The organism is Methylobacterium fujisawaense (genome assembly GCF_014138435.1).
Lineage (GTDB): Bacteria > Pseudomonadota > Alphaproteobacteria > Rhizobiales > Beijerinckiaceae > Methylobacterium > Methylobacterium fujisawaense.
Genome location: NZ_JACJIM010000007.1, coordinates 258,739 through 282,337, shown reverse-complemented (window position 1 = coordinate 282,337; position 23,599 = coordinate 258,739). Strand labels below are relative to the sequence as shown.

The window sequence follows — 23,599 nt, the reverse complement described above, 5'->3', positions numbered from 1 at the left end:
GGGGTCAGGCGACCTCTGCGTCGGGTGCATCGTCGGTCGCGAACACTGAGGGCGGGCCCGGACCGGCGGGGTGACCGGCCGCCACGGGTTTCGGCGCAGATCGGACCGAAGTATCAGGCCGATGGGCCGTCGCGTCACCCCTGGCCCGGCGCCCCCAGGCCGGACAGCGACTTGGGCCGATTGGGCTGGGCCGCGAGCCGGCGCAGGGAAGCGACGTTCGTGGCCGCCTCCTCGGGGCTCATGTCGCGGCGCAGGACCGCCTCGGCATCGGCGAAGCGGCCTTTGAGGCCCAGGACCATGGCGAGATTCGCCCGCACCCGCGCGTCGGCGCCGGGCTGGTCGGCGGCCTGCCGGAGTGTCTGCTCCGCGAGATCGAGATTGCGCGACAGCGCGTAGGACAGGCCGAGATTGGACAGGAGCGAGGGCTCGTTCGGCCGGATCTTGAGGGCGGCCTCGTAGAAGCTCTGCGCACGCTCCTGCTCGCCGAGCTGGGCGGAGGCCGAGCCCTGTGCCGACAGGATGCGCCAGTCGGGATTGGCGGGCGTATGCGCGTTGGCGAGCACGTCGATCGCCTCGCGGAATCGGCCCGCCTCGACCAGCGACTTGCCGTAGGCGCCGAGGAGGACCCGGTCGCGCGGGTTGCGCAGGGCCGCCTGCTGCAGCACCGCCGAGGCCTGGCTGATCTGATCGGTGGCCCGCAGGGCGCGGGCATAGGCGATCGCCGTGCGGCCGTCGGTGGGATCGGCGTTGAACCGCTCGGCCAGCCGGTCGATGTCCTGTCGCGCGGGCACCGCGGCGGCGGCCGGTGTGCCCCCGAGCGAGCCGATCGAGCCGGTCGTTTCCGGAGAGCGGGTGTTGCAGCCGGCAAGCCCCAGCGCGACGACGGCCGCCACCAGAGCGGCGCGGCCACCGGCATTGGCCTGGGATCGTGTGACCCGGATCAGGGCCGTCATCATGGTACGCTCCGCCGGCATCTGGCCTGGATGCGATGGCACGCGCTTCACGCTCCCGGCCGGCCGGTGATAGAGCGTTAACCCTAACCACCGGTTAAGCCGCCCGTCGGGACGGCATGCGAGAGGCACATGACCCAGGCCGAGATTCCGGCGACGACCCTCGGGCTCCTGCCCGGCGACACGCAGGCCGTGCCGGTGAGCCTGGTCACGACCGGGAGCTGGGCAAAGGTCGAAGCCGGCCTGGAACCGACCCAGCGGAGCTTCGCCCGGGCCATCGGCTTCAAGCCCAAGGCGGGCGGCCTCGCACTGCTGCCCGGCCCCGACGGCAGCCTCGCGCGGGTTCTGTTCGGCCTCGGCGATCCGGAGGCGGCGGCCCACGACCGGCTGCTCGTCGGCAAGCTGCCGGGGCTGCTGCCGGAGGGCGTGTTCCGGCTGGACGACGCGCCCGAGCCCACCGAGGCGGCGCTCGCCTGGCTGATGGGGAGCTACCGCTTCGGCCGCTACCGCTCCGGCGGCGGGAGCCAGGCCCGGCTCGTGGCGCCGGCCGGCATCGACGCGGCCGAGGTGGAGCGGATCGCCGCCGCGGTGGCGATGGGCCGCGATCTCGTCAACACGCCGGCCAACGATCTCGGCCCCGCCGAGATCGAGGCGGCGGCCCGGACGCTCGGCGCGCGCCACGGCGCCTCCGTCACCGTCACGCAGGGCGAGGCGCTCGCCACGGAGTATCCCCTGATCCACGCGGTGGGCGCCGCCTCGCCCCGGGCGCCACGGCTCATCGACCTGACCTGGGGGCCGGCGGATGCGCCGCGCGTGACCCTGGTCGGCAAGGGGGTGGCCTTCGACACCGGCGGCCTCGACATCAAGCCGTCGGCCGCGATGCTGCTGATGAAGAAGGACATGGGCGGGGCCGCCGCAGCGCTGGCCGCCGCCGACATGGTCATGGGCGCGCGCCTGCGCCTGCGCCTGCGCCTGCTGATCACCGCAGTGGAGAACGCCGTATCGGGCAACGCCTTCCGCCCCGGCGACGTGCTGCCGAGCCGGGCCGGGCTCAGCGTCGAGATCGGCAACACCGATGCGGAAGGCCGGCTGATCCTGGCCGACGCGCTCGCCCTCGCGGACGCGGACTCCCCCGACCTGATCCTCGACTTCTCGACCCTCACCGGCGCCGCCCGGGTGGCCCTCGGGCCGGACCTGCCGGCCTTCTTCACGGAGGACGATGCGCTAGCCGAAGCGGTGGCACAGGCCGGCCGGGCGGCGATCGATCCGGTCTGGCGCATGCCGCTGCACGCGCCCTACGCGAGCCTCCTCGACTCCAAGGTGGCCGACCTCAACAACGTGTCCGGCGGGCCGTTCGCGGGGGCGATCACCGCGGCCCTGTTCCTGCGCCGCTTCGCACCCAACACCAAGGCGCACGGCCATTTCGATCTCTACGGCTGGAACCCCTCCACCAAGCCCGGGCGGCCCGAGGGCGGCGAGGTTCAGACCGCGCGGCTGACCTACACGCTGCTCAAGACGCGCTACGGGGGCTGATCCGGCCTCCGCGAGGGTCGGGACGGCGGGGCGCGCGCTCAGGCGGTGAGCGGCAAGCCGGTCTCGATCAGGCGCGCCCACAGGGAAGCCCCGTACGGCGCGGCCGCGTCGTTGAAATCGTAATGCGGGTGATGGAGCGAGGCGCTGTCGCCGTTGCCGATGAACATGTAGGCGCCGGGGCGGCGGCCGAGCATGTAGGAGAAATCCTCCGCGGTCATCATCGGCGCCACCGCGCGATCGACGTTCTCTCGCCCCACCAGGGCCTCGGCGACATCGGCCATGAAGTCGGTCTCGGCGGGATGGTTCTCGGTGACCGGATAGCTCGATCCGTACTCGACCCGGCCGCGGGCGCCGAAGCCGCCGGCGATGTCGGCCACGAGGGTCTCGATCCGTCCCTTGATCTGGCTGCGCACCGCCTGGGACAGCGTGCGCATGGTGCCGCGCATGGTCACGGTCTGCGGCAAGACGTTGAAGGCCTCGCCGGCCTCGAGCGCACAGACCGAGACCACCGCCTGCTGCACCGGGTCGAGGTTGCGCGACACGATGCTCTGCAGGGCGATGATCACGTGGCTCGACACGAGCACGCTGTCGATGGCGTTCTGCGGGAGCGCCGCGTGCCCGCCCCGCCCCTCGATGGTCACGGTGAAGCGGTCGGTGGAGGCCATGATCGGCCCCGGGCGGATCGCGAAGGTGCCGATCGCCATGCCGGGGATGTTGTGCATCCCGTAGACCGACTCGACGCCGAACCGCTCCATCAGGCCGTCCTCGACCATGGCTTCGCCGCCGCCCCCGCCCTCCTCGGCGGGCTGGAAGATCAGCACGGCCGCCCCGTCGAAGTCCCGGGTCTCAGAGAGGTACTTGGCGGCGCCGAGGAGCATGGTCGTGTGCCCGTCATGGCCGCAGGCGTGCATCTTGCCCGGCACGGTGGAGCGGTAGGGCAGGTCGCGCACCTCCTGGATCGGCAGGGCATCCATGTCGGCGCGCAGGCCGATGGCGCGGTTGGAGGCGCAGCCCTTGCCCCGGATCACGCCGACCACCCCGGTGCGGCCGATGCCGGTGACCACCTCGTCGCAGCCGAAGGACCGCAGCGTCTCGGCCACGAAGCCGGCGGTGCGGGTGACATCGTAGAGCAGCTCGGGATGGGCGTGCAGGTCGTGCCGCCACGCCGTCATCGTGTCGGCGAAGTCGCGGATCCGTTCGAGGACGGGCATCGGGTCGGGGCTTTCGTGGCCTTTGGGGTGGGCCGGACCAGCAAAGCCGGGGCCAGCGCCGCCGTCAACGGCCGCGCTTGGCGCATGCGCGGCGCTCAGGGCCCGATCCGGACGACGCGCAGAGCCCGGCCGTCCGGATCAACCACCCGATCCGCGAGCGCCGCGCACAGACCTCGCAGGGGGATTCAACGGATCGCCCCGTTCTGAGAGGGAGGCGAGCCGGGATCGTGGCGCGCCACCGAGCCTCCGCCGGCGGCCCAGTGCGCCTTCCGGTCCGCTCAGGCCGCCCCCCGCGCCGGTCCCCGCCCCGCCAGCCCGCGGCTGCGCCGCCGTGGTTCGGGCGGATGGTCGTCCGCGGCGAGATCGTCGAGGATCGGGCAATCCGGCCTCTCGTCGCCGCAGCAGGCCTCCGCCAGATGCTCCAGCGTCCGCGCCATCCCCTCCATCTCGGCGATGCGGCGGCGCAGATCGGCGATCTGCTCCTGCGCGATCGCCTTCACCCCGGCGCTCGGCCGGGCGCGGTCGCGCCAGAGCGCCAGCAGATCCGCGATCGCGTCGACGCTGAAGCCGAGGTCGCGGGCGCGGCGGATGAAGCGGAGCGTGTGGAGGTCGGCGTCGCCGTAATGGCGGTAGCCGGATTCGGACCGCGCGGCCGGCGGCAGCAGGCCGGTCGCCTCGTACCAGCGGATCATCTTGGCCGAGACGCCGGTGCGGCGCGCCGCCTCGCCGATCGTCAGACTCGCCGCGCTCATGCCGCCCTCGCGTTGAGCGCGGGCGCCGCGCCGGCCGCGGGCCGTCCGCCGGCCCGGCGCAGCCGCAGAGCATTGCCGAGGACGAACACGCTGGAAAACGCCATGGCGCCCGCGGCCAGGATCGGCGACAGGGCCGGGCCGCCGAACGGCACCAGCACGCCGGCCGCCACCGGGATCAAGGCGGCGTTGTAGGCGAAGGCCCAGAACAGGTTCTGGCGGATGTTGGCCATCACCGCCCGCGACAGCGCCAGGGCCTCGACCAGGGCCTCCAGGTCGCCCGACATCAGCACCACGTCGGCGCTCTCGACCGCGATGTCGGTGCCGGTGCCGATGGCCAGCCCGACATCGGCCTCCGCCAGCGCCGGCGCGTCGTTGATGCCGTCGCCCACGAAGGCCACCGGCCCGTGCTCGGCCCGGAACCGCTGGACAGCCTCGACCTTCCCGCCGGGCAATACCCCGGCGGCCACCGCGTCGATGCCGAGGCTCCGCGCCACGCCGGCGGCGGTGACGGGGTCGTCGCCCGTGACCATCGCCACCACGAGGCCGCGCGCCTTCAGGGCCGCCACGGCCGCACGGGCCCCCGCCTTCACAGGATCGGCCACCGCCAGGATCGCGGCATGGCGGCCGTCGAGGACGAGGTGGACCGGGCTGCGGCCCTGGCTGGCCAGCGTCTCGGCGCGGGCGGCGAGATCCGGGTTCAGGGCGACGTCGAGCCGTTCCAGGTAGCGCGGGGCGCCGACAGCCACGGCCCGGCCCGCGACCCGTCCGGAGATTCCGAAGCCCGCCACTGCCTCGAAGCGGTCCGGCTCGGGCATGGCGAGGCCGCGGTCGCGGGCGGCCGCCACCACGGCGCCGGCCAGCGGGTGCTCGGAGCGGGTCTCCAGCGCGGCCGCGAGGGCCAGGGCCTCGGCCTCGGCGATGCCCGGAGCCGGCACAATCTCGGTGAGCCGGGGGCGGCCCTCGGTCAGGGTACCGGTCTTGTCGAGGGCCACGACCCGCACGTCGCGCAGGCCCTGGAGCGCGGCGCCGTCGCGGAACAGCACGCCGCGCGCCGCCGCGCGTCCGGTGCCGACCATGATGGCGGTGGGCGTCGCCAGACCCATGGCGCAGGGGCAGGCGATGATCAGCACCGCCACGGCGTTGACCAGGGCCGGCCCCAGCGAAGGGGCGGGCGCCAGGAGCAGCCACGCCAGGAAGGTCGCCGCGGCGATCCCGATCACCGCCGGCACGAACCGTCCCGTGACGCGGTCGACCAGGGCCTGGATCGGCAGCTTGCCGCTCTGGGCGCGCTCCACCAGGGCGGCGATCTGCGCGACCACGGTGGCGCCGCCCACGGCCTCGACCCGCAGGTCGAGGCTGCCGCGGCCGTTGAGGGTGCCGCCGACCACGGAATCGCCCGGCCCCTTGCGCACCGGCGCAGGCTCGCCGGTCACCATGCTCTCGTCGACATGGCTGGTCCCGGAGACCACGGCGCCGTCCGCCGCCACCCGCTCGCCCGGACGCACCCGGACGACGTCGCCGAGGCGCAGGGCGTCGAGGGGCACCTCGGTCTCGGCGCCGTCGCGGACGATCCGGGCGGTCTTCGGGGTCAGGTCCATCAGCCGGGCGATCGCCTGGCCGGTCCGCCCCTTGGCCCGGGCCTCCAGGGTCCGGCCGAGCAGGATCAGCGTGACGATCAGGACGCTCGCCTCGAAGTAGAGGTGCGCGGCCCCCGCCGGCAGGAGGTCGGGCGCCAGGGTCGAGACCAGCGAGTACAGGTAGGCGGCCCCGGCCCCGAGGGCGACCAGGGCGTTCATGTCGGGATGGCCGCGCAGCAGGCCCGGGACGCCGCGCAGGAAGAAGCGGCGTCCCGGGCCTGCGAGGACCAGGGTGGCGAGGATCGCCTGGACCAGGGCCGTCACCGGGCCGCCATGCAGCCCGGGAAGAAGGTGGCCGCCCATGTCGAGGGCGACGACGGGCGCCGAGAGCACGGCGGCCGCGATCAGGTCGCGGCGCAGGGCGCGGCCCTCCTCCGCCTGACGGGCCGACGGGTCGGCCGGCTGGCCGGCCTCGACCGGGCGGGCGTCGTAGCCGGCCGCCGCCACGGCCGTCACCAGATCGTCCATCGACACGACGCCCTCGGGATGCCGGATCGCGGCCCGTCCGGCGGCGAGGTTGACGCTGGCTCCGGTCACCCCCGGCACGGCGGCCAGCGCCCGCTCGACGCGGCCCACGCAGCTCGCGCAGGACATCCCGTCCACGGCCAGCAGGCTCTGCGTCTCGGGGACGGGGTAGCCGGCCTCCGCCAGCGCCATCGCGACCTCGCCCGGGCTCGTGCCCCCATCGAGGACGAGGCTGGCGCGCTGGGTGGCGAGGTTCACCGCCACGTCCCGGGTGCCGGGCAGCGCCGCGAGGGCGCGCTCCACGCGGCCGACGCAGGAGGCGCAGGACATGCCCGTGACGGGCAGGGTCAGGGCGACGGATTTCGACATGGCGGTGATCCGGTTCGAAGCATCCATGCCGGGTCAGATGGGGCTTCCCATCATAGGAAGGTCAAGGGCGCGCGGGCCGGATATCGGACAGATCCGGGCGATGGCGAGCCGCTTCGCCCGTTGTCGAATCGCTCGTGCCCGGCCAAGCTTCCCGCATGCCGGAGCGACGAGGGCGCGGATGAGCGAACCGCTGACGATCTATGGCGACCCGGGCTCCGGGAACTGCCTCAAGGTCAAGTGGGTCGCGGCCCATCTCGGCATCCCGGCGGTCTGGCGCGATGTGGATGTCCCGGGCGGCGGGACCCGCACGCCGGAATTCCTGGCCCTGAACCCCGCCGGGCGGGTGCCGATCGTCGTCCTGCCCGACGGCGCCGTGCTGTCGGAGTCGAACGCGATCATCGTCTATCTCGCGGAAGGCTCCGCGCTGATCCCTGAAGCGGCCCTGCCCCGTGCCCGGATGCTGCAGTGGATGTTCTGGGAGCAGTACAGCCACGAGCCCTACATCGCGGTCCGCCGCTACCAGCTCCATTACCTCAAGCGGGCGCCGGAGGATCTCGACCCGAAGCTCGCCGAGCGCGGCGCCGACGCCCTGAGGCTGATGGAGCGGACGCTGGCCTGTTCCGCCTTCCTGGCGGGCGAGGCCCTGACCCTCGCCGATGTGGCGCTCGTCGCCTACACCCGCATGGCCCATGAGGGCGGCTTCGACCTCGCGGGCTACGGGGCCATCCGCGCCTGGATCGGGCGCGTCGAGGACGGCCTCGGGATCGGCCCCTATGCCGGGCCGGCCTGATCGGCCGGGGGCGGCAGCGCGGCGGTGCCGTATTCCGGCAGGCTGACCCGCACGGTGGTCCCCTCCCCCACCGCGCTCTCGATGGCGATGCGTCCGCGGTGGCGGTTGAGGCTGTGCTTGACGATGGCGAGCCCCAGGCCCGTGCCCCCGCGGGCGCGGCTCGACGCGACGTCGACCCGGTAGAAGCGCTCCGTGAGCCGCGGGATGTGCTCGGGCGGGATGCCCGGCCCGTCATCGACCACGGACAGGACGATCCGGGGCCCGAGCCGCGGATCGTCCTCGCGGGCGAGCCCGACGCTGATCCGGCCGCCGCCGTATTTGACGGCGTTCTCGATCAGGTTCTCGATCACCCGGGCGAGCTCGTCGGAATCGCCGGGGACCGCGAAGGGGCCGGCGCCCTCCTCCAGGCGGATCGTGGCGCCCCGCGCCTCGGCGGGCGGCCCCTGGGCGTCGACCATCTGGCGGGCCAGCGCCGCGAGATCGACCACGGCGGTGGGGGCCACGTGCTCCCGCAGCTCGATCCGCGACAGCGACAGCAGATCGTCGATCAGCCGGGTCATGCGCAGGGCCTGGACGCGCATGATCTCCAGGAAGCGCTCCCGGGCCTGCGCGTCATCGCGGGCGGGGCCCTGCAGGGTCTCGATGAAGCCGATCAGGGTGGCCAGCGGCGTGCGCAGCTCGTGGCTCGCATTGGCGACGAAGTCGACCCGCATGGCCTCCAGACGCCGGGCCGAGGTGAGGTCGCGCAGGAACAGCAGCGCGCTGACGCCGGATCCGTCGGGCATCGGCAGGGCGCCGATCTGGACCTCGAAGGTCCGCTCCAGGGGCACCCGGGTCGACAGCGCGACGCGGCGCGGCAGGCCGGAACTCAGCACCGCCTCGACGCCGTCGAGGACCTCCGGGTCGCGGAGCGCAAAGGACAGGGGCCGGGCGTGGTGCAGGGCCGGCAGGAGGGCCCGGGCGGCGGGGTTCGCCTCCACCACCAGGGTGCGCCGGTCCACCAGGATCACCGGATCCGGCACGTGGGCCAGGAGCGCCTCGGCGACGGCGTGGCGCTGCGTGGTTGCAGCCGGACGCGGCACCGGGGCCTCGCGGCCGCGGCCGCCGAGCCAGCCGCCCAGGCAGACGGCCACGAGCCCGGTCAGGATCAGCGGGAGATCGAGCCGCCCGGCCAGCGCGGTGGCGAGCCCGAGCAGGCCCGCGGCGATCGCGGCGCCGGTCCAGGCGGGGGAGCTGCGCAGGCGACCGGACATGGCAGGCGCGGCGGATCAGCGGGTTTCGGACTCGTCGCGCCACGCCCGGCCGGACGGGCCGGCCGTGCCCTCCGGAGGCCCCGGATCGCGTGCGCCGCCCGCCCGCTTGACGATCTCGTACAGGCCGAGCATCGCCAGGGCGGTCACGAACGGGACGACGTAGTAGCAGCCCCGGAACAGCAGCAGCGAGGTCAGCACCTCGTTGCGCGGCAGGCTCGACAGGGCGAGCAGGACGGTCGCCTCGAACACCCCGATGCCGCCGGGGGCGTTCGACGCGATGCCCAGCATGGCGGCGAGCACGTAGATCGCCAGGAAGGTGGTGAAGCCGAGCGTCGTCTCCTGCGGCAGCAGCACGTAGAGCACGGCCGCCGCCGCGCAGACGTCGCCGATCCCGACGATCATCTGGCCGATGGAGACGGAGGCCCCGGGCAGTTCCAGGCGCCAGTGCTTGACGGTGATGCTGCGCTTCTTGGCCGAGACCCAGGCGAGGTAGCCGAGCACGAGGGCGAGCGCCGCGAGGCCGACGCCCTGGTTGATCCGGATCGACGTGAAGGCGAGCCCGGCGAGCTGGCCCGCCTCGATGATCAGGCTCAGACCCAGCACCACGCCCATGCCGAGCCAGAAGGTGAAGCCGGCGATCACGGTCAGAGCCGCGATCTTGGCGGTGGACAGGCCCTGCCGGGCATAGATCCAGTAGCGGATCGTGCCGGCGGTGAGCAGCGGGAAACCGAGGGTGAAGCTCACCGCATAGCTCGTGAACGAGGCGAGCGCGGTGATCCGGTACGGCACCTTGATCTTGAGCTGGCGCAGGGCCAGCGCGTCGTAGCCGGTGAGGAACACGTAGCTGACGCCGACGAACAGGAAGGCGAGCCCGAGCTGCTCGGCGGTCGCGGCCGCGATGGCGCTGCGCACCTCCGCCCAGCTCACGCTCTGGACGAGCTTCCACAGGACGCCGAGGGAGACCGCGAACAGCACGATGCTGGCGCCCGTGCCGATCCAGGCATAGCGGCTGCGCCGGACCTTCCGCTTCGCGTCCGCGGCGGCATCGTGCTCAACCGGCTCGACCGGCTCGGCCGGGCTCCGGTGCTGTCCCTGAAAATTCATGCCGATCGGCGTCCGCCCTTCCGGCTGCGCGGCCCGGCCGAAGGCCGTCAGCCCGAGCCGGAAACTCCCGGACCGCGGCCCGTTGCCCCGCATGTAGGCCGAACCGGCGCCCAAGACCAGGGAAGCGGCCGCCGGGACAGGCGTTCTATCCTCAGCCGGGCATCCGCCCGAGCCGCGCCGCCGCCTCGGCGAGGCCCCGCCGGATCCGGGCCGGCACCTCCGGCGCGGTGCAGACATAGGTCGGACTCGGATGCGGCACCCGGATGACCGGCAGGTCGGGGCGGAGCACCGCGAGCGCCGGCGCCGCCTCGCCGGCGAAGCGGCCGGCCAGCACCGCCACGGCGAGGCGCGGCAGGAGGTCGAGGAGCGGGGCCAGATAGGGCGCGGCGGCCGCGACCTCGGCGCGGCGGGGCGCGCGGTTGCGTGCGCCCTCCTGGTGGATCAGCCAGGGGACGGCGTTCCAGATCAGCGTGTCGGCGCGGGCGATGCCGGCCTCGGCGAGGAAGCGGAACAGGTTCGCGGCGGTGCCGTTCGCGCTGTCGCGGGTCACGAAGCCGGTGCGCAGCACCGCCGGGCCCGGCGTCTCGAGGAGGAGCAGCATCCGGGCGTCGACGCCGCCATCCAGGGGGTCGGGCGCCGGGACCGGGGCGCCACGCTCGGCCGCAATGCGCGCGGCGAGGGCCCGGATCGGGGCGATGTGGGGGCTGCCGATCAGGGCGCGGCGTGCCGCGAGGGCGTCCGGATCGGCCAGGGCCCTCGGCGCCTGCGGCTCAGCCGGCATCGAGCCCGGGGACGGACACGCCGAGCGGGCCGGACAGGCGGAAGCGCTCGAGGCCCTCCTCCCGGGCGAGGCGCGCGTCGAGGCCGGCCAGGCCGCCGAACTGGAAACCGATCTGGCTGGCATAGGCCGCGCAGGCGGCGCGCTTGCGGGCTTGCGCCTCCGGATCGAGGCGCATCACCGGCTCGGGAAGCCCCGCGAACAGCGCGGCCAGCGGCGCCTTCGGCGCGGCCTCCCGCACCGTGTAGGGAAAATCGCGCCACCACAGGATCGGTGACGGCACAGCGAGCCCGCGCAGCGCCCGGACCGCCTGGACGTGATCGACATGGCCGCCGATCGCCTGGGGGGCGAGGATCAGGTCGGGCCGCTCGGCGGCGATCAGATCCGCCAGGGCGGGGGCGAGGTCGCCCACAATGCCGTCGTCGGCGCGGGTCTCGGAGAAGAGTTCCGGCGGCGCGCCGTAGCCCCGGTGCGGCGCCTCCCGGAACTGCAGGTGGACGGGCGGCGCGATGCCGAGCGCGGCGGCGGCGCGGACATCCTCGTCCCGGCGCAGGGCCATGTAGTCGACCTCCGGCGCCAAGCCCTTGTCGAGCTGGCAGGCGAGGGCGAAGCCCGTCGGGTCGGCGACGCTGCCGGTGAACAGGGTCGCCATCACCACGCGCCAGCCGTCCCGCGCCAGGCCCGCCAGGAGGCCGCCGCAGGAGAAGGCCGCATCATCGAGATGGGGGGACAGGGCGAGGGCGATCGGCATGGTTCAGAGCCTGTCGGCTGGGGGGATGCTCCAACCCCGAGCCTCATCCGGAGGTGCCGGAGCGCAGTGCCGGCGCGAGGGCGCCTTCGCGGCTTGCGCCCCGCGGGCGCACCTCAGGACGAGGCCCCGGATGGGACGGCCCAAGTGCGGAGTCCCGTCAGAGCAGGTGTGGCTCGGCGCGGAACCGGCAGCTGGGATCGTCGGGCAGGTCCGTCGCAAAGTCGGTGGCCGGCGTCTCGGAGCGCACCCGCGCGTAGACCTCCATGATCTGCCGCCCGACCGCGTGCCAGGAATAGACCCGCCGGCACTCCTCCAGGCCGGCGCTCGCGATGCGGCGGCGGAGCGCCGCGTCCGTGATGATCCGGGTGAGCGCGGCGGCCTGCGCCGGCACGTCGCCCGGATTCACCAGCAGCCCGTTCTCCCCGTCGCGCAGGCAGTCCGACACGCCGACCGCGTGGCACGAGACGGTGGCGAGCCCGGCCGCCAGCGCCTCCAGGATCGTGTTCGAGAACCCCTCCGCGTAGGTCGGCGAGACGAACACGTCGGCGCGGCGGTAGAGGTCGGGCACGGAGCCGTACTCGGCATAGCCCGTGAAGGCGATCTCGCGCTCGGAGAAGGCGTGCTCCGCGGCGAGCGCCTTGGCCGGGTCCACGTCGGGCCCGATCCCCGAGATCGTGGCCGCGAAGGGCGTGCCCTGCCGGCGCAGGATCGCCAGGGCCTCGATGAAATCGAGCACGCCTTTCCGGCGGTCGACCCGGCCATGGTAGAACAGCCGCACCGGCCCGCCCTGGGGCGCTGGCAGCCCGTCGGGCGTGCCCTGCGCGAAGCGCTCGGTGTCGACCGCGCCGGGCACGATCGTGAAGCGGGCGGGGTCCGAGCCCAGGCGCTCGCAGACCTCGTCCACGAAAGAGGCGCCGCCGATCAGCAGGGCGTTGGCGTGAGCCAGCACCTCGCACATGGCGACCCGGTGGGTCTCGCAGCAGGAGCCGACCCAGTGGCCGTCGCCGCCCTGGATCGAGACGACGCTTGGCACCCCGAGCTTGCGGGCGGCCAGCAGCACCGCCCAGCCGGTCGGGTAGCCGTACTGCGCGTGCAGGATGTCGAAGGGGTTCTGGGCGTGCTCTTGGGCGATCGCGTCCACCATGGTGGCGATGTCGCGCTCGAAATCGCCCGACGTCTGCTCGCCGAGCTGCTCCAGGCCGATCACCCGCACCCCCGGCACCGGCGGCGGCGGCCCGCCGCCGTAAACGCGGGTGCCGAAGGCGTCGCCCCGGTACTGCGAGATCATCGTCACGTCGTGGCCGGCGCCGACCAACTCGCGCAGGAGGTTCTGCGCGTAGACGCTCATGCCCGATATGGCGGGGAAGTAGCGGCGGCTGAGGAAGAGGATTCTCATCGTGCCGCCCCTTCGCGCAAACCGGGAGCGGTGCCGCGTGGCCCCCTCTCCCGCGCCGGCGTCCCGTCTCGCCCCGGCTCGTCTCTCACTGCCATTGCCGCCGCGTCTCCTGCTCGCCGGCCAGAACCGGGCCGGGGCGCCGGCAGCCGCGGAGGTAGTCGAGCGCCTGCGGGATCATCACGTCGGCCCGGTGGCTCTCGCGGGACAGCTCGACGCAGATCAGCTTGCCGAAGTTGATCGCCTCCAGCGCCTCCAGGACGCCCGGCACGTCCATGTCGCCCTCGCCGAAGGGCAGGTGGATGTGGCTGCCGCGCTTCATGTCCTCGATCGCCACGGTGCCGATCCGGTCGGCGAATTCCCGCACGGCCGCCGCCGGCTCGCGCTCGCCCGTGACGAGGCAGTGGCCGGTATCGAGGGCGAGCTTCAGCCCCGGCACGTCGAGGGACGCGTAATCGTCGAGGGTCTCGATCAGCATGCCGGGCTCCGGCTCCAGGCAGGGGACGACGCCCGCCTCCGTGGCGAAGGCCGCGACTTCGTGCAGCCCCTCGGCCAGCCAGCGCCGGGCCTCGCCGGGATCGACGCCGGGCTTCGGCACGCCGGCCCAGAACGAGACCGCCTCGGCGCTCAGCATGCCGCCGATCTCGATCGCCCGCTTGAGGAAGCCGACCCGCCGGGCGCGGCCCGCGGCATCGGCCGTCACGAGCGTCGGCTCGTGCTTGGCGGTGGGGTCGAGGAGGAAGCGGGCGCCCGTCTCGATGACGCAGGTCAGCTCCAGCTTCTCCAGCAGGCTCGCCACCCGGCCGGCCTCCGCCGCCCAGGTTTCGGAGAACGGATCGAGGTGGTGGATGTCCAGCGTCAGGGCCACGCCGTCGTAGCCCGCGGCCTTGATCAGGTGGATCGCGTCGTCGAGGCGGTGGTTGGCCGCGCCGTTGGTGTTGTAGGCGAACCGGAGCGTCATGCCGCCCTCCCCTGACGCTGGGCGAGGCGGAACGGCGCGTGGTGCGATTCCGGCTCGCGATAGAGCGGATAGTGCCGCCCGACGATCCGCTCGGCCAGGGCGACGTCGAACAGCGGCTGCCCCCCGAAACGCTCCAGGGCCTCCGGCGTCAGGCGGACCGGCCGCAGGGTCTCGCTCTCGGTGCCGAACTTGATCAGCGGGTGGTCGCGGTCGATGAGCTTCTTCGTGTTGCGCTCGCCGATCCGGTAGTAGCTCATGGTCTCGACCTCGAGCCCCGGCACGATCGCCTTGACCACGCCGACCCCTCCGCCCGGGGGCGTGCAGTCGACGTAGAGGACGTCGAACCCGGCCTCCGTGAGCCGGTCGCAGGCGATCTTGCCCCTGGCATGCCCGTCCGCGGCCGGGGTCGAGGGCAGGTCCGCGAAGCGCTTGGTGCTCCGCTCCGAATAGACGGTGTCGGCCAGCACGCCGCGCAGGTCGGCGGCGGGCATCTCGATCCATTCGAGCATCGCCTGCAGGGCGCGGCTCTCCTCGAGATCGAGGCTCGGAAGCGCCTTCTGGATGAAGGCGTCGATGTAGCCCGGCGGGGTCACCGTGGCGGCCATGTCGAGGGGGCCGTGGCCGAAGGTCTTGCGCACCCGCGCGGCCTGGAACTCGAGCAGCGCCTTGCGGAGGGCCCGCTCCCGGTCCGGATCGCAGGCCTCGCCGCAAGCCGACAGGGCGATCGGCGCCGGGGTGCGCGCCGGATCCGCGTCGTAGCCGACGACGTAGAGGTTGGTGAGGCCGAACTGGTCGGTGGCGAATTTCGGCAGCGCGTGGATGCCAAGCTCCTTGAGCCGGGCCAGCATCGCGGCATTCTCCGGGCCGATGCCGTCGAGGTCGAGCATCACGCCCTGGTCGAGAGCCCGGAACAGCAGGCCGTTGCCGTCCCGCTGGAGCAGCTCAAGGACGCCGTGGCCCAGCGCGAAGGGCACGTCGGGCCCCGCGCCGAGACCGTTGGTGATCAGGTTGGTGAAGGGTTTGTAGCCCTCGGACAGCTCGAAATAGTCGGTGGCGGCGACGTCGAGCGGCATGAGCACGATCTCGCCCGTGGCGTGCCGGACGCTGGGCGTCCATTCGAGCACCGTGTCCCGGCCCACCGGGGAGCCGGCGGGCAGGCAGAGGGTCAGCGGGTCGGCGACGGATTTGGCGCCGTAGACGCGGGCGAGGTCGGTGTAGCTCGCCCGTTCCTTGGCCCGGGGCAGCACCGCGAGCGAGGGCATCAGGTTCTCGGCGATTTCGGCGACCGCGCCGATCAGCGCCTCGTCGTCGGTGGCGCCGTAGCCGATGCCCGACGGCATCGCGCCCACGAAGAACGGGTCGTCGAGGAACAGGGCCACGAACCAGACCGGGATGCCGGTGCGGTCGAGGGGCGCCAGCGGGAAGCCGACGATGCGCCCTTCCGGCAGGACGTCGAGATAGGCGCGCACGGGATCCGGCAGGGTCTCGGGCAGCCCCTCGATCGGCCGCTTGGCGCCGAAGCGATAGGGGCGCGGCGCCTTGATCCGCGCGTGCCGGGCGCGGTCGTCCTGGTCGTGGAAGCCGTCTGCGTTGCTCACGTCGTGTTCCCGTGTTCCTCGGACCGCCTGCTCACCTTCGTCCTGCCCATCCCCTCATCCTGAGCTACCGGAGCGCAGCGAAGGCCTCGAAGGAGGGCTCTGGACGGCACAGCGCTTCCTGGAGCCCTCCCGCGAGGCCCGCTGGTGCGGGCACCTCAGGATGAGGGTGCGGCTTGGATTGGATAGGTAGCTGTCCGGTGTCTGCTCATCCTGTCCTGCGGTCGCTACCCCTGCCCATAGGCGCGGGCGACGAGTCGCATCGTGTGGAGATCGCGTGCGGCCGAGTACGCCCCCCGCTCCTCGGGCCGGCGCAGGGCCGAGCCGAAGGCGCGCACCTGCTCGGTGAAGGGGGAGCTGTCGGCGTCGAAGGCGAGCGGTTCGACGCGCCCGCTGGCGCCGTCGATGAAGGACAGCGATCCGCCGGACGTCTGGCCCATGGTGTTCTCGGCGATCAGCATCCCCTTCGTACCGACCACCTCCAGGCGGCGGCGGGGCAGCGCGTCGGGGCAATTGTAGGCGACGTGCAGGCTTGCCAGCGCGCCGCCCGCGGTCCGCCCGATCAGCAGGGCGCCGTCATCGACGGAATAGTCCTGGGCCCGGCTCTGGGTCAGGGCCGCGAGGTCGGCGATCGGCTCGTCGAGCAGGAAATCCACGAGGTCGAGCCCGTGCGGGGCGAGGTCCATCAAGGCGCCGCCGCCGGCCTGGGCGGCATCGATCCGCCAGTTGGGCTGGCCGGCCTCCGACCAGTCGCGCCCGAGCCAGCAGGCGTAGACGATCCGCACCGTGGTGACGGTGCCGAGCCGCCCGGCCGCGACCTGGGCGCGGATCGTCCGATGGGCCGGGTGGTGACGCTGATCGAAGGCCGTGCCGTAGAAGATTTCTTGCGATTCGACCGCACGCGCGATGGCTTCCGCGTCCGCGAGCGTCGCCGCCATGGGCTTCTCGCAGAGCACCGCCTTGCCGGCGGCGGCGAGCGCCTCGACGGCGCCGCGGTGGAGATGGTTCGGCGTCGCCACGTAGACCGCCTCGACCCCGGGCTCGGCGATGAGACCGGCGAGATCGGCATGGCCGCGGGCGCCCGCCCGCTCGGCCGCGGCGCGGCATTCCGGGTTCGGATCGCAGACCGCCACCAGCCGGTGCCCGGCGGCGCGGATGCCCGGCTCCATGTAGTCGCGGGCGACCCAGCCGTAGCCGACGATGCCCCAGCCGACCGCGTCCATCACCACCGCTCCGGCAGGTCGACGAATTCACGCACCCGGATACGCTGCGTCTCCGGGCTATCGAGCGTGCCGTCGAAGGTCAGATGCTCGGGGCCGGGCGCGTGCAGCGGGTAGGTGGCCCGGGATGCGTATTCCGCCTCGTAGCGCTCCGAGGGCCAGCGGACGACGTAGCCGTCCCCCACGGGCGCATAGAGCGGGTTGAGCCGCAGCACCGTGCCGGGCTTCGGCAGGGTCAGCCCGTCGACCAGCGCGCGCGGCGCCGGGCGCATGCCGGGGCCGCACACCACCGAGAACGCCTCGCAGGTCCGCAAGGCCCCAGGCTCCTGCGGGCCCGGCGCCCGCGCCTCCACCAGCGCCCGCGTGAGTTCCGCGTCGTCGTAGACCAGGGCGTCGGGGAAATACTCGGCGATCTCCTCGGCGGTCACCGCCCGGCCGGCCGAGAAGCCCGGGCAGTCGCGGTTGTGGATGTGGCTCAGCGCCAGCCAGCCGTCGTCGCCGGCATTCTGGCGGAGGTTCTCCAGCAGGGCCGCCTTGTCGTCGAGGAAGTAGAAGGCGTCGTTGCACACGACGAGGTCGACCGGCGCGCCCGGGATGGGCCAGTGCGGCGAGCCGGCGTCGAAGCAGACGAGCTGCGCCTTCTCGTCCACCACCCAGTGGCGCGCGACCCAGAGCTTGGCGAAGACCACGTCGGCGCCGGCGACCTTGCAGCCGCGCCGCTGCAATTCCCGCAGGTAATGGCCGATGCCGCAGGCGAATTCGAAGACGCAGATGGGCTCGTTCCAGTGCGCCTCCAGAAGCGACAGGCCGGCCAGGAAGGTCGGATCGCTCCAGCGATGCAGGAAATAGTCGCCGACGCGGCCCCAGCCGAGACCCTGGACCGCGTCACGCAGCGTCGCGGTGCGGCGCTCCTTGATGAGGCGGATGACCCCGGCGGGATCGGCCGGGGGCCCGTTCCACCAATCGTCCTGATCGACGAGCAGCGCGGCCAGCGCCTCGTCGGGCTCGCCGGCGTCGAGATGGGCCAGAACCCGCTCGACCAGGGCCTCGCGGTTGATCCGCAGGTACGGGATGCCGTCGATCACGGGCCAGCGGGCGCCGGTCTCCGCATCGCGCAGGGCGTGCGGGCCGTCGGCCTTCAGCGGGTTGCCGGTGTCCGGCGAATGGAGTTCGAACGGGATCATGGTTCTCGGAGCCGCCCGGGCAGATGGGCGGCGGGGTCCGGCGATCAAGGGATGCGCATGTCGGCGAGGACACGATCATGGAAGCCCTTCACCGGGCCGGCATGGACCAGCTCCCACTCGTCGAGCACCATCCCCATCGTGGTCGAGGCCCCGCGCAGATGCTGGGCGATCTGGAGGACACGGTCGATGCAATCCGCCGCGTGGAAGGCGCGGCCCTCCGCGGTGGCGTCGTCGGGTAGCACCGCGCGGGCCCGCTCCACCTGACCCCGCAGGGGCTCGGCGAGCTCGGCCAGCGCCCAGGCGGTGGTGGTGGCCATGATCGGCCCGAGATGGTCGCCGAGCAGCATCTCGCCGGTGAAGCCGGCATCGGGCATCGCGGCGTTGTGGAAGTGATGCGCCATCGCGGCCAGGAACACGGTGCCGGGATCGGCCCGGTAGAACGGGCTGAGGCAGACCCCGTAGACCGCCACGATGAGGCAGTGCTCGGCGTGGTTCTCCGGCGGCTCCAGCAGGATCCGGGCGCGGCCGGGACAGGTGACTCCCGCCCGCGGCTGCTGCGCCAGAGCGGCGACGAAGCCCGGCAGCGGTCCGGGCCTTCCGGCCGGCCGCGGCGCGAGCCGCCCGCGCAGGCGCTCGCGCAGAGCCGGATCGAGCTCCCCGGTGACGGCGTCGAAGCCCGCCACCAGCACCGCCGAGGCCGCCTCCTCCGACAGCCCGGCCGCGGTCAGGAAGGCCGCGTCGAGATCGCAGAGGCGCGTCGCCGCGAGGGTGACGGCGGTGATGTCGAGGGCGACGTCATCGGGCGCGGCGCCCCCGGTGAGGAGGCCCCACCCCTGCGCGAACAGCCGCTCGGCGATCGACCCCTCGCGCCCCGCCGAGCGGACGCGCTTGAGGTCGTTCATCTCGATCAAGAGGTCGCGCAGCGCCTCGGGGGCAGCGCCGGAGGAAGGCGGCTGGTTCTCGCTTGGCATCGTCTCGCTCCAGAAGCCGCCCCTTGGTCGCGACGAGGCCTAGTGCACGCCCAGCCAGTCGCGGAGCATCTGCTCCTGCTTGCCGAAGGCGTGCTCCGGCCCATGGCCGTTCTTGACCATCGGGGCCTTGAAGAAGGTCGAGAGCTGCTCCTGCACGCCGCCGTCGCCGCGCGTGCGGGCGAGGTCGAGGACGCGGGCGATCTCGATGACCAAGGGCGCGGCTAGGATCGAGTCCTTGCAGAGGAAGTTCACCTTCACCTGCATCCGCTGGCCCATGAAGCCGGTGACGTCGATGTTGTCCCAGGCTTCCTTGTCGTCGCCGCGCGGGCGGTAATAGTGGATGTGCACGAGGTGGTCCTCGACCGGGTAGCCGAGGATCGAGTCGAGCACCGTGCCCTTGGTGTTGAGCTTCGACTGGAGGGAGTTCGGATCGTTCAGGGCGAGGCCGTCGCGGTTGCCCAGGATGTTGGTCGAGAACCAGCCGTCGACGTGGAGCGCCCGCGCCTTGAAGGCCGGGGCCAGCACCGTCTTCATCATGGTCTGGCCGGTCTTGCCGTCCTTGCCGGCCACCGGGACGTTCAGCTCCTTGGCGAGGTCCAGGAGGGCCGGGACATCGGCCGCCACGCTCGGGGTGAAGTTGGCGTAGGGGATGCCGCTCTTGATCGCCGCGTAGGCGTAGAGCATCGCGGGCGAGATCGCCTCGTCGCTCGAATCGAGCCCCTTCTCGAAGGCGGCCGTGGAGTTCAGGGCCGGGTCGTTCAGGTCCGGCCAGCGCTCGGTGGAGGCGAGGTTCACCACGACCACGTCGTCGAGGTTGCTCTCCTTCTGGAAGCGGCGGAGGTCGTTGGCGATCACCGAGACCGCCTCGCGGTGGTCCTTGGCGACGATGCGGTTCTGGCCGTCGATGTTCTTGCAGAACTTGGCGCTGCCCACCGCCGGCCAGGGGGTGATGCCCTTCAGGGCCTGCGCGCCGCTCTCGATGTCGTCCTTCGAGAGCACGCCGTGGCCGCTCGCAGCGGCCGCGAGGTCGTCGCCGTTGAGATCCCAGCCGCCGAAGACGAGGTCCTTGTAGTCGGCCATGCCGGCCACGGAGAGACCGGCGAGCGGCAGCCCGTCGAGGCGATTGGAGCCGGATTTGATCATTTCGATGCCGGCGATGGCAGTGGTGGCGACGGCGCCTCCCATGCCAACGAACGCGACACCGATGCGGCGACCGGACTGCATGCTCATCGGAAAATGATGTCCTTGTGCGGACGCGGGTGGCGTCTTGGGACGGAAAGTTCGACCCCCCCGGGGCCGTATCTAACTGGCTCGACGGTGCCGCGTTCCAACCCGAATGCGACAACATTGCCCCTCCGTCGTCCGAAGCGTGGCCGGTTCACGGTGTTAACGGCCCCCTAAGCGGCAGGGTTAACCCTTCGTTGACCGTGCCACGCTTGGATCACGGGGCCGTCCCATTCTGGTCACGGCCGGCGTCGATAGGGCCGCCGCTTCCGAAAAAACCCGGCCGTCAGAGCCGGGCGGACGCAAGGACCGATCTGAAGAGGACCAATGATGGGGGTTTTCCCGGAGCCGGCGCGTTGCGCCGACGACGTGAGCCGACTCGTGCCGCCGACCCTGAACGGCACGGGCCATATCGAGGATGAAGCCGTGGCATGGCTGCCGCGGGCCGGACGCGGGACAGGGCGCCGGTCACTTCGCCGCACCGGCCTCGGCCGGATTTCCGGGACGCTGGCCCTGGGGCTCGTCGCCGGGCTCGGCCTGCCGCAGGCCGCCTTCGCGCCGGCGTATTTCGCACCGGCCGCCCAGGCCCACGACCGGATCGACACCAGCCCGCGCGCCGCTCAGGTGCTCGCGCAGACGGCTTCCCAGCCCGCGGCCCCGGCCGTCGCGGCGGACGAACCGGTCCAGAACACCTGGAACGGCCTTCCGGTTCCCGAGCAGGAGCCCGCCACCCTGGCGCTGATCCAGGAAGACCTCGCGGCCCTGCCGCGGGTGACGCAGGAGCAGGGTCAGGACGCGGTCAAGTTCGGCGAGCGCAGCGTGCCGCGCAAGGTGGTCGACACGATCGTCAAGGCCTCCGACGAGGCCGGCGTCGACCCCGTCTACATGATGGCGCTGGCCGACAAGGAATCGAGCTTCGACACGGACGCGAAGGCGGCGACCTCCTCGGCGGCGGGCCTGTTCCAGTTCGTGGCCCGCACCTGGCTGGAGATGATCCGTGATTACGGCGCCCGCTACGGGCTCGCCGAGGAGGCCGCCGCCGTGAAGGGCCGGGGCGCCGCGATCACCGTCACGGGCAGCATGCGCGGCCGGGTGCTCGGCCTGCGCAACGACCCGCGCGTCGCCGCCCTGATGGCGGCCGAGCTGATCAAGCGCGACCGTGAGCGGATCGAGGCCCGGGTCGGGCGCGCGCTGACCACGACCGAGCTGTACCTCGCCCATTTCCTCGGGACTGCGAGCGCCGGGCGCTTCCTGTCGCTCTCCTCCGAGAAGCCCGACGAGGTCGCAGGGCGCGAGTTCCGCACCGCGGCGCGGGCCAATCGCAGCCTGTTCACCGCGAAGACGGGCGGCAAGCGCCGCAGCCTGACCGTCGCGGAACTGCACGGACGGATCGACGACATGATCGACCGGCGGCTGACCCGCTACCAGGGCGTCGCGGCGGTCGCCGAGGCGCTCGACAAGGGCCAGTCCCAGAACGAGATCGTCAGCGCCGAGGAAACGGCGCCGGTGGCCGGCAACCGCCGCGTCGAGGTGACGGAGGCGTTGCCGCCAGACGGCGTGTGAGGATCGCGCAGGGGAAGCGGATCCTGCTGAGGCGCTCGATCGTCTCAATCGGGGCGCGGGGGGCTTCCAACGCGCCTCCCGCTCCCTTCAGGTCAGGGGACCCGAACCCGAAACCGGGGCTCCGGCGCCGGAGCCGGCGGGTGATTTGCGCCAATCCGGGTGGGCAGGCGCGGCGCCTCGGGATGACGTTCAGCCGTGCCGATCCGCCTCAGTGGCCCCCGGCCGGCGCCCCGCCGCCGAGCTTGACGCTCTTCAGGCTCAGCGCCAGCGGGACCGCGCAGGCGGCGACGAGGCCGAGCACCCAGAACACGTCGATATAGGCCCAGTACGCCACCTGCGTGCTGAGCACGCTCCCGATCCACGCGGTCGCCTGGCTCTGGGCCTCGACGCCGGCATAGCCGTGCTCGGAGAAGTACTGCGTCGCCTGCCGCATGGTCTCCTGATAGGCCGGCGCGGTCGGGTTGACGCTCTCCACCAGGCGGCTCTGATGGAACTGGCTCCGGTAGGCCAGGATGTTCTGGGCCAGCGAGACGCCCATCGAGCCGCCGACATTGCGGGCGACGTTGATCAGCGCCGAGGCCTGATCGGTCTGGTCCTTGCGGATCCCCTCGTACGAGGCAGAAGTGATCGACAGGAACACCATCGGCAGGCCGATCCCGATATAGACCCGCGACCACGCGAAGAACGAGAACGTCGTGGAGCCGTCGAGCCGCGTCAGGTCGACCATGCCCAAAGCCACGATGGTCATGCCGGCGGCGATCAGCCATTTCGGCTGCACGTAGGCGGAGACGCGGCCGGTGAGGAACATCATCACCACCGTGACGATGCCCCCCGGACCGAGCACGAGCCCCGACAGCGTGGCGGTGTAGCCGTAATATTCCTGCGTGATCTGCGGGATGAACTGCGTGGTGGCGATCAGGATCGCCCCGGTGAACATCATCACTAGGAAGCAGGAGCCGAACTGGCGGTTGCCGATGAGGCGGAGATCGACGGCCGGGTTCTTCTTGGTCAGGAGCCAGGGGATCATGGCCACGAACGACACGACCATCAGCACGCCGGAGACGTTCATCAGCGTCGAGGTCCCGAACCAGTCCTTCCGCTGGCCCTCGTCGAGGATCACCTCCAGCGAGCCGAGGAACAGGGCGACCAGCACGAAGCCGACGATGTCGAAGCGGATCCCCTTCCGGACCAGCGCACGGCGCTCCTTCTTGGCCGCCGCGCTGTCCTCGATGAGCCAGTACATCAGCCCGAGGGCGATGACCCCCACCGGACCGTTGATCAGGAAGCACCAGTGCCAGGAGGCGTTGTCGGAGAGCCAGCCGCCGAGGGTCGGGCCGATCACCGGGGCCACAACGATGGCGACGCCGTAGAGCGCGAAGGCCTGGCCGCGCTTCTCGGGCGGGAAGGAATCCGCCAGGATCGACTGGGCGAGCGGCGCCATGCCGCCGCCGCCGAGCCCCTGCAGCACCCGGAACAGCAGAAGGGATTCCAGGCTCCAGGCGAAGCCGCACAGGATCGACGAGACGGTGAACAGGGCCACCGACCACATGAAGAACGCCTTGCGGCCGTAGCGCTTGGCCAGGAAGCTCGACGCCGTGAGCGTGATCGCGTTGGCCACGAGGTAACTCGTCACCACCCAGGCGGCCTCGTCGGGGCCGACCGCGAGGCCGCCCGAGATGTAGCGCAGCGCCACGTTGGCGATGGTGGTGTCGAGCACCTCCATGAAGGTCGCCAGCGCCACCACGCCGGCGATCAGCCACGGATTGTGGCCACCCGGCGCCTTCGCGGATGCCGTGCCGCCTCGCGCCTTGCCTCCTTGTGTCTTGCTTCCCTGCGCCTTGCCCGTGTTCGGCTTGCGTCCGGACGCGGCCGCACCGGTCCCGCCGGCCATGGCG

General features: G+C 72.5%; 19 protein-coding genes. 3 read left to right on the top strand and 16 right to left on the bottom strand.

Annotated features, from left to right (window positions below; genetic code table 11):
• Nucleotides 1-134: 134 nt before the first annotated feature.
• On the bottom strand, nucleotides 135-953 hold the full coding sequence (locus GGQ91_RS22310) for a tetratricopeptide repeat protein (RefSeq protein ID WP_053609072.1): 819 nt from the start codon (nucleotides 951-953) through the stop codon (nucleotides 135-137).
• A gap of 129 nt (nucleotides 954-1,082) precedes the next feature.
• On the opposite strand from GGQ91_RS22310, the gene GGQ91_RS22305 reads away from it, so the two are divergent.
• Complete coding sequence (locus GGQ91_RS22305; RefSeq protein ID WP_043381109.1) at nucleotides 1,083-2,483, top strand: leucyl aminopeptidase family protein; 1,401 nt, start codon at nucleotides 1,083-1,085, stop codon at nucleotides 2,481-2,483.
• Between the two features lie 38 nt (nucleotides 2,484-2,521).
• Here GGQ91_RS22305 and GGQ91_RS22300 read toward each other — a convergent pair whose 3' ends face one another.
• The 3 genes from GGQ91_RS22300 to GGQ91_RS22290 form a co-directional block, all read right to left on the bottom strand.
• The gene (locus GGQ91_RS22300; protein ID WP_043381111.1) at nucleotides 2,522-3,694 is read right to left on the bottom strand and encodes a M20 aminoacylase family protein; all 1,173 of its coding nucleotides are present in this window, start codon (nucleotides 3,692-3,694) and stop codon (nucleotides 2,522-2,524) included.
• 278 nt (nucleotides 3,695-3,972) lie between these two features.
• On the bottom strand, nucleotides 3,973-4,446 hold the full coding sequence (cueR, locus tag GGQ91_RS22295) for a Cu(I)-responsive transcriptional regulator (protein WP_043356871.1): 474 nt from the start codon (nucleotides 4,444-4,446) through the stop codon (nucleotides 3,973-3,975).
• Nucleotides 4,443-6,917 carry a heavy metal translocating P-type ATPase gene (locus GGQ91_RS22290; RefSeq protein ID WP_182592859.1) on the bottom strand — a complete coding sequence of 825 codons (2,475 nt, stop codon included), beginning with the start codon at nucleotides 6,915-6,917 and terminating at the stop codon, nucleotides 4,443-4,445. The genes cueR and GGQ91_RS22290 overlap by 4 nt, the downstream gene beginning before the upstream one ends.
• A gap of 178 nt (nucleotides 6,918-7,095) precedes the next feature.
• Between GGQ91_RS22290 and GGQ91_RS22285 the strand changes: the two genes are divergently transcribed.
• Entirely contained in the window at nucleotides 7,096-7,707 is a 612-nt protein-coding gene (locus tag GGQ91_RS22285; protein WP_075380766.1) for a glutathione S-transferase family protein, read from the top strand.
• Here the strand turns inward: GGQ91_RS22285 and GGQ91_RS22280 are convergent.
• The 11 genes from GGQ91_RS22280 to GGQ91_RS22230 all read right to left on the bottom strand — a co-directional run bounded on the left by GGQ91_RS22280 (nucleotide 7,689) and on the right by GGQ91_RS22230 (nucleotide 20,147).
• On the bottom strand, nucleotides 7,689-8,960 hold the full coding sequence (locus GGQ91_RS22280) for an ATP-binding protein (RefSeq protein WP_078947064.1): 1,272 nt from the start codon (nucleotides 8,958-8,960) through the stop codon (nucleotides 7,689-7,691). The genes GGQ91_RS22285 and GGQ91_RS22280 overlap by 19 nt on opposite strands.
• Nucleotides 8,961-8,975: 15 nt before the next feature.
• Complete coding sequence (locus GGQ91_RS22275) at nucleotides 8,976-10,064, bottom strand: lysylphosphatidylglycerol synthase domain-containing protein (RefSeq protein ID WP_043350479.1); 1,089 nt, start codon at nucleotides 10,062-10,064, stop codon at nucleotides 8,976-8,978.
• A 151-nt stretch (nucleotides 10,065-10,215) separates the two neighbouring features.
• Nucleotides 10,216-10,845 (bottom strand): uracil-DNA glycosylase, encoded by a 630-nt coding sequence (locus tag GGQ91_RS22270; protein ID WP_043350466.1) that lies wholly within the window; start codon nucleotides 10,843-10,845, stop codon nucleotides 10,216-10,218.
• Nucleotides 10,835-11,593 carry a PIG-L deacetylase family protein gene (locus GGQ91_RS22265; RefSeq protein ID WP_075380767.1) on the bottom strand — a complete coding sequence of 253 codons (759 nt, stop codon included), beginning with the start codon at nucleotides 11,591-11,593 and terminating at the stop codon, nucleotides 10,835-10,837. Before GGQ91_RS22265 ends, GGQ91_RS22270 begins: the two co-directional genes overlap by 11 nt.
• 157 nt (nucleotides 11,594-11,750) lie before the next feature.
• The gene (locus tag GGQ91_RS22260) at nucleotides 11,751-12,989 is read right to left on the bottom strand and encodes a glycosyltransferase family 4 protein (RefSeq protein WP_053609051.1); all 1,239 of its coding nucleotides are present in this window, start codon (nucleotides 12,987-12,989) and stop codon (nucleotides 11,751-11,753) included.
• 85 nt (nucleotides 12,990-13,074) lie between these two features.
• Nucleotides 13,075-13,947 carry a sugar phosphate isomerase/epimerase family protein gene (locus GGQ91_RS22255; protein ID WP_053609050.1) on the bottom strand — a complete coding sequence of 291 codons (873 nt, stop codon included), beginning with the start codon at nucleotides 13,945-13,947 and terminating at the stop codon, nucleotides 13,075-13,077.
• The gene (locus GGQ91_RS22250) at nucleotides 13,944-15,545 is read right to left on the bottom strand and encodes a YcaO-like family protein (RefSeq protein ID WP_053609049.1); all 1,602 of its coding nucleotides are present in this window, start codon (nucleotides 15,543-15,545) and stop codon (nucleotides 13,944-13,946) included. Before GGQ91_RS22250 ends, GGQ91_RS22255 begins: the two co-directional genes overlap by 4 nt.
• Nucleotides 15,546-15,769: 224 nt before the next feature.
• Nucleotides 15,770-16,765, bottom strand: a complete 996-nt coding sequence (locus GGQ91_RS22245) for a Gfo/Idh/MocA family protein (RefSeq protein WP_053609048.1) — start codon at nucleotides 16,763-16,765, stop codon at nucleotides 15,770-15,772.
• Nucleotides 16,765-17,946, bottom strand: a complete 1,182-nt coding sequence (locus tag GGQ91_RS22240; protein WP_053609047.1) for a class I SAM-dependent methyltransferase — start codon at nucleotides 17,944-17,946, stop codon at nucleotides 16,765-16,767. The genes GGQ91_RS22245 and GGQ91_RS22240 overlap by 1 nt, the downstream gene beginning before the upstream one ends.
• A 44-nt stretch (nucleotides 17,947-17,990) precedes the next feature.
• Nucleotides 17,991-18,917: an HD domain-containing protein gene (locus tag GGQ91_RS22235; RefSeq protein ID WP_182592858.1), complete on the bottom strand. Its 927-nt coding sequence runs from the start codon at nucleotides 18,915-18,917 to the stop codon at nucleotides 17,991-17,993.
• A 39-nt stretch (nucleotides 18,918-18,956) separates the two neighbouring features.
• Complete coding sequence (locus GGQ91_RS22230) at nucleotides 18,957-20,147, bottom strand: inositol-3-phosphate synthase (RefSeq protein WP_182592857.1); 1,191 nt, start codon at nucleotides 20,145-20,147, stop codon at nucleotides 18,957-18,959.
• Nucleotides 20,148-20,471: 324 nt separating this feature from the next.
• Here GGQ91_RS22230 and GGQ91_RS22225 point away from each other — a divergent pair, with 324 nt between their 5' ends.
• Complete coding sequence (locus tag GGQ91_RS22225; RefSeq protein WP_182592896.1) at nucleotides 20,472-21,704, top strand: transglycosylase SLT domain-containing protein; 1,233 nt, start codon at nucleotides 20,472-20,474, stop codon at nucleotides 21,702-21,704.
• Between the two features lie 208 nt (nucleotides 21,705-21,912).
• On the opposite strand, the gene GGQ91_RS22220 is transcribed toward GGQ91_RS22225, so the two are convergent.
• Nucleotides 21,913-23,595, bottom strand: a complete 1,683-nt coding sequence (locus GGQ91_RS22220; protein WP_210281390.1) for a DHA2 family efflux MFS transporter permease subunit — start codon at nucleotides 23,593-23,595, stop codon at nucleotides 21,913-21,915.
• Between the last annotated feature and the right edge of the window lie 4 nt (nucleotides 23,596-23,599).